General features: G+C 72.0%; 3 protein-coding genes. All 3 read left to right on the forward strand.

The features are described 5' to 3' along the window. Window positions 1–289 precede the first annotated feature (289 nt). The gene (locus VJS38_RS14875; protein WP_324088933.1) at window positions 290–2,698 is read left to right on the forward strand and encodes a TonB-dependent receptor; all 2,409 of its coding nucleotides are present in this window, start codon (window positions 290–292) and stop codon (window positions 2,696–2,698) included. Between the two features lie 71 nt (window positions 2,699–2,769). After that, window positions 2,770–3,366 carry a sigma-70 family RNA polymerase sigma factor gene (locus VJS38_RS14880; protein WP_324088934.1) on the forward strand — a complete coding sequence of 199 codons (597 nt, stop codon included), beginning with the start codon at window positions 2,770–2,772 and terminating at the stop codon, window positions 3,364–3,366. Window positions 3,367–3,369: 3 nt separating this feature from the next. Next, on the forward strand, window positions 3,370–3,631 hold a 262-nt coding region (locus tag VJS38_RS14885; RefSeq protein ID WP_324088935.1), incomplete at its 3' end, for a FecR/PupR family sigma factor regulator.

Below are 3,631 nucleotides of genomic sequence, written 5' to 3' on the forward strand. Positions count from 1 at the left end.
GCGGCGCTCACCGACGGCGGCAGCAGGTGCTCCAGCCGCAGGTGGCGGAAGGGGAAGCGCGCGGACTCGGCCTGTTCCAGGCTGGCGACCAGGGTCTCGTACAGCGGCGGCGACGACGGGCAGATCTCGGCGAACGGATGCAGACGGGCGACCGCGAAGGTGTTCATGAGAGCGTAACGCGCCGAACAGCCGAGGCGGCCACCGCGGAGGGGAATTTCGCCTCGCGGCCGCCGATGGACTTCCGCGCGCGAATGGTGTCGTTTCCGGGCGTTCGAGATCTCACTTCAGGATGACGCCGCCGCCCCTCCCTCGCCTCAGCGCGCTCCTGCTCGGGACGGCGATCGCCCTGGCCTGCCCGATGACCGGCCGGGCCGCGGAGGCGGGCCTGCGCGTCTTCCGCCTGCCGAGCGAGCCGCTGGACCAGGCCCTGTTGCGCTTCGCCGTCCAGGCCGACGTCTCGGTCGGTTGGTCGGGCGCGAGCGGCTGCCGGGGCGACAGCCGTCCCGTGTCCGGCGTCCTGAAGCCCGCCGAGGCGCTGAGCCGGCTGTTGCCGCCGGGCTGCGGTTTCAAGCGGCCCGACAAACGCAGCTTCCAGATCATCGCGCATCCACGGCCGCATCCCGCCCCGCCGCCGGCGATGGCCCTGGCGCCGCTGGCGCCCGAGGCCGAGGCGGAACCGGCGGTGCTGCCGGAGCTGGTGGTGACGGCGGAAAAGCGCCCCGAGCCGCTGATCGCCAGCCCGTTCCCGATCTCGGCCCTGTCGGGCGCGGACCTGCTGCGGCTGGGCGATGTGAGCATCCAGTCGGCCGCGGGGCGGCTGGTGGGCGTGGCCGTGACCAACCTTGGGTCGGGCCGCAACAAGATCTTCGTGCGCGGCCTGTCGGACGGCTCGTTCACCGGCCGCACCCAGTCGACCGTCGGCCTCTATCTCGACGACGTGCCGATCACCTACAACGCTCCGGACCCGGACCTTCGGCTGGTCGACGTCGAGCGGATCGAGGTGCTGCGCGGCCCCCAGGGCACGCTCTACGGCTCCGGCTCGATCGGCGGCATCATCCGCATCGTCACCGAGAAACCCGATCCGGCGCGGTTCTCGGCGATGGTCGCGGCGGACGGCGCGGTGACGGCCCACGGCGGGCCCTCCGATGCGCTGGAGGGGATGATCAACGTCCCCCTGCCCTTGCCCGACTCCGCCGTGCGCGTGGCGGCCTATCGGGAGACCTCGGGCGGCTATCTGGACAACCGGCTGCTCGGCCTCGACGACGTCAACCGCGGCCGGCGCCAAGGCCTACGGCTCAGCGCGCTGGCGCCGCTCGGCGGCTGGCGGGTCAGCGCAACGTTCGCCGTCCAGCAGATAGACACGGCCGATGCGCAGTACACCACCGGGCCGGGGCTCGTACGCGACACCGCCATCCGCGAGCCGCACGACAACGACTTTTCGGTGGCCAGCCTCACCGTCGCTCACGGCGCGCCGATCGGCCAGCTGAAGCTCTCGGCGGCCTACGTCGACCACCACATAGACACCCGCTACGACGCTGCCGGCGCCTTCGGCATGACGAATCCCACCGCCTTCCACGAGCGGCAGGAAGTGCGGATGTCGCTCGCGCAGGCCGAGCTGTCCTCCACGCCGGGCGGCCGCGCCCACTGGCTGGTCGGCCTGTTCGGCTCGTCGAGCCGGGAACAGGAGAAGGCCAGCCTGTCGCCGCCGCCTCGCCTGCCGCCGATCACCTCGATCTATCGCCGGATCGACCGGCTGACCGAAGCGGCGGCTTATGGCGAGCTCGGCTACGACGTCGCCCCGCGCCTGTCGCTCACGCTTGGCGGCCGCCTCTTCAGGAGCCGGCTGGAGACCGACGGCTCGGACTTCCAGCTCACCCCGGTGCTGCGGCCGTTCAAATCCGCCCTCGAGGACAGCGGCTTCGCCCCCAAGCTCCGGCTGGCCTACTCCGCGCGGCCGGACCGGGTGGTCTATGTCCAGGCGCAGGAAGGCTTCCGCGCCGGCGGCTTCAACCTGCCGGTGGTGGCCAGGCTCGGCATGACCCCCGGCGAGACCTTCAACCGCCGCTTCCAGCCGGACCGCCTGTGGAGCTACGAGGTGGGCGGCGAATGGGCGATGCTGCACCGCCGGCTGACGATCCGCACCGCCCTGTTCTACGCCCAGTGGCGCAACGTCCAGACCGACCAGTACCTGACCTCCGGCCTGCCGATCACCCTCAACATCGGCGACGGCGCGAACACCGGCCTGGAGGCCGAGGCGGTCTGGGCGCCCGGACATCACCTGCAGCTGCGGGTCAACGGCATGATCGACGACCCGGAGCTGACCCGCACCGCCCACGTCTTCCCGGCGCGGCCGGACATCGGCCTGCCGGGCGTGCCGCGCCACATGGGCGGGGTGGACCTGCGCTACCGCTGGCGGGCCGGCGACCTCGGCGAGGCCATCCTCTCGGCCGAGTACAACTACATCGGCACGTCCTTCCTGACGTTCGTCGGCGGGTCGGAGAGCGAGATGGGCGGCTATGGCGTCGGCCGGCTGGCGGCGGAGCTGAACGGCCGCCGCTGGCGCGTCAGCGCCTATCTCGACAACCTCGGCGATGCGCGGGCCAACACCTTCGCCTTCGGCAATCCGTTCAAGCCGCTGCCGCAGACCACCCCCCTGAGGCCCCGCACGCTGGGGATGCGGATCGAGCGGATGTATTGAGGGGCCTTGCGTCCGACGCCGAGGGGCGCGAAGCAGGCGGCCTCGGCAAGGGCGAAGGTCGGAAGCAGCGTTTGGGCAAGGCAGGCAGATCGGCGCTCATCGAGGCCTACCTCGACCGCCGGGCGGACCTGGTGCGGTTCTTCACGCTGCGCCTGAGGTCGGATGCGGCCGCAGAGGATCTCGTCCAGGAGATCTACGTACGGCTCGCCCGCGTCGCCGACGACATCGCGATCGAGAATCCCGCCGCCTACCTCTACCGGCTTGGCAGCAACTTGATGCTCGAACAGATGCGCGGCCAGCGCCGCTCGGCCGCCCGCGACGCCGCCTGGGGCGACGCGCAGGCCATGACGCTGGGTCCCGATCCGGTCGCCGACGAGGTCGCCGCCGACGAGGCGCTCGCCGCGCGCCAGCGCCTGACCGCGGTGGTGGAAGCTGTCCGCGAGCTGCCGCCCCGCACCCAGGAGGTCTTCCGCCTGCACAAGCTGGAGGGGCTCAGCCACACCGAGACCGCGGCCCGGCTGGGGGTCTCCCGCAGCGCCGTGGAGAAGCACATGATCGCGGTCCTGAAGCACCTCGCCGTACGCATCGCCGCGAATACTGGAGGGAGCCGCGGCTCGGCGGCGTCATCCAGTCGGAAACGCGAGTCCGATGACCGCGGGAACAGCTGAACGATGAGCGAGGAGCGGAAAATCCCCGACGAAGCGGCCCTCGAAGCGGCGGCGGCCTGGCTTGTGCGGCTGCAGGCCGAGGAGACGACCGGCGACGACTGGCTGGCTTTCGAGGCCTGGCTGGCGGCGGCGTCAGAACACGCCGAGGCCTACGACCGCGTGGAGCGCCTGTCGCTCGAGCTCGAGCTCGCCGCGCCGGAGCTGATGCGCGCGCTGGCCGCCGAACCGGCCTCGCCTGCTCGCGAGGCCGCGCCTGCGGACCGCC

This window comes from Phenylobacterium sp. (genome assembly GCF_035276905.1).
Classification (GTDB): Bacteria; Pseudomonadota; Alphaproteobacteria; order Caulobacterales; family Caulobacteraceae; genus Phenylobacterium.